The organism is Marseilla massiliensis (assembly GCF_016899855.1).
Lineage (GTDB): Bacteria > Bacteroidota > Bacteroidia > Bacteroidales > Bacteroidaceae > Prevotella.
Window position 1 is genome coordinate 1 of record NZ_JACJJG010000183.1, and the last position, 2176, is coordinate 2176.

At 49.4% G+C, this 2176-nt stretch carries 5 protein-coding genes; all 5 read right to left on the minus strand.

Going from position 1 to position 2176, the window contains the following annotated elements; all coding sequences use genetic code 11:
* Positions 1-191 precede the first annotated feature (191 nt).
* On the minus strand, positions 192-443 hold the full coding sequence (locus H6A34_RS14160) for a hypothetical protein (RefSeq protein WP_205106042.1): 252 nt from the start codon (positions 441-443) through the stop codon (positions 192-194).
* 12 nt (positions 444-455) lie between these two features.
* The gene (locus H6A34_RS14165) at positions 456-719 is read right to left on the minus strand and encodes a hypothetical protein (RefSeq protein ID WP_021948302.1); all 264 of its coding nucleotides are present in this window, start codon (positions 717-719) and stop codon (positions 456-458) included.
* 27 nt (positions 720-746) lie between these two features.
* Positions 747-1040 carry a DUF308 domain-containing protein gene (locus H6A34_RS15565; RefSeq protein ID WP_205106043.1) on the minus strand — a complete coding sequence of 98 codons (294 nt, stop codon included), beginning with the start codon at positions 1038-1040 and terminating at the stop codon, positions 747-749.
* Positions 1041-1070: 30 nt separating this feature from the next.
* Positions 1071-1475 carry a 2-amino-4-hydroxy-6-hydroxymethyldihydropteridine diphosphokinase gene (gene folK / locus H6A34_RS14175; protein ID WP_205106044.1) on the minus strand — a complete coding sequence of 135 codons (405 nt, stop codon included), beginning with the start codon at positions 1473-1475 and terminating at the stop codon, positions 1071-1073.
* A 49-nt stretch (positions 1476-1524) separates the two neighbouring features.
* On the minus strand, positions 1525-2176 hold a 652-nt coding region (locus H6A34_RS14180), incomplete at its 5' end, for a beta-xylosidase family glycoside hydrolase (protein WP_477396662.1).

Consider the following 2176-nt stretch of genomic DNA (forward strand, 5'->3'; position numbering starts at 1 on the left):
TATCGCTTGGGCCTCTTAGGTTAATGTTTTGGTAGTTAAAGGAGTTAAGGGAGTTAAAGTAGTTAAAGACAAATGTCTTGTAGGGATAATTCTCCCATCAGCCTCATTTGTCAAATCAGGCTTATTTGGCCTATCCTCCCACCAATCCCATTGGCCCCATCAGGCCCATTTGGCTTATCCCTACCCTATCCTTAGGCATACGGCAGCGCCAAAAGCAGTGCCCCGCCTACCAATACAACAAGGAAGTAGACAAGCCTCGGGCTCTTAAGCCCGTCGTGGCACGCCAGCGAGAGAGCCGTGCAGCCTATTCCTATGGCAAGTAACAGGACCGACAGTACGACGTATGTCGTCGACCCGAACCACTGAAAAGTAACCACTACGATAAAAAGCACAATAAAACCTGCAATGATTTGCATCCATGCAAGTATGTTTTCCTTATTCATAAGCCACGGAGTTTAATACCACCATCCGCCAACAATACCCCAGATAACGGCAACAAGGCCGATTATGGCGTCGAGAGCGCAGATGTAAATGTAGTTCTCGGGGCGCCCGTTGCGCGTCAGAAGGGCATAAACCACTCCCGCAATTCCGAACAAAAGGAGGACAATGGCCGTAGTTATAGTAAGCCACGGAATGTCAACCACCACGGCGGCAATGATAAACAACGCCATGAAAAGCATGTCGGCGTTATAAAAAAACTTTACCAAAAATTTGTTCATAGCTGTGTGTTTTATAAGGTTTTACGGTTACTCTCCTAATAATCCAAACGCATTCAACAGAAACATTATACCACAAAGAAAGACTAACGCTGAGAATATCAAAGACCAAATGCGTCGTTTGCCTCGTTTCGTTTGCTTAAAGTAATATACGATTTCCGACATCGACTTCAACAGAATCATCACGGCAATAACGCCAAGGAGCCATTGAGGAGGATTGTCCATCCGCCGGTATGTGACATAAAGTGCAAAAATGACAGCATATACAATTGTCGAAACATCGTCCCAACTAAACTTTCTGTAATCTTCTGACATCTTTTCCATAAGCCAATTCGTGTTTTTCAGCGTTAAGTATTAAAGTATCTCGCTAAGCGGACGCATAACGAAGTCGCGCTCGTTCATCAGCGGATGGGGTATTTTCAGGTCGGGTTCGTCTACGTGGATGTCGTCGTACATAAGGATGTCGATGTCTATCAAGCGGTCGTGATACTGTCCGTCAGTCGATTTCGCCGTGCGTCCCATCTCGCGCTCTATGGCCTGCGTGGCTTCAAGAACCTGCCGCGGCGTGAGCAGTGTCTCCACACACACGGCGGCGTTGACGAAAGTATTGTCGGAAGAAAAGCCCCACGGCTCAGTCTCTATCAGTGACGACACGCGCGTAACCGTGCCCACACGCCTGCCTATCAGAGCCACGGCACGGTTTATGTTGCCGCACCTGTCGCCGAGATTTGAGCCTAACCCGAGATAAACCTCATTCATACTGTTGAACGTTTTAAAACAATATACATCATGACATGCTGCCGGGCAGTCAGCGGCGGATATGCCGATAATCGAAGAAATCGACGTCGACATGCCCTCCGGCTGCCTTCGTAGCATAGTTGTAGATGGAGAATTTTGTGCCCATGAACATGCGCCGGTAGTCAAATATCATCTTATAGTCAGGACCAACGCGGTGCCATTCCTTGTTGTCAAGGCTGTAATAGAACTGTGCCACGTCACGGTTCAAGCGGAAATCGGCATCAATACGCAGATATATTTTGCCGGCTTTCAGCGGAGCATTGAACAGCGTCTCGCGCCTGACTGACGTGACAGCCTTGTCTGAATCACGCAGGGCGACACTCTCCGATGTCAGCCTTATGTATCTCTTTCCGCCTTCGTCGACAACCGAAAGCAGGCCTGCGTCACCGTTGAAAGCTCCGAAACCGGCCACGTCACCGTCACGCATGCCCGTCACGTCGACAGCCACCGTGGCTGTACATCCGGGGCCTTCCATGCGCTGGGTCAATGTGTTCGGCGCGATAAAGATATTGTCTGTCACCCTCGATGTTTTCAGACGGAGATACCCCGGCCGCTCAGTCAGTGACCATGCGCTGTCAACAGGATTGTGATTCCACTGCCAGTTGATTTTCATCCGGTTGCCGTCAAAGCCGTCACTGACCACAAGCGGTATGACAGGACAG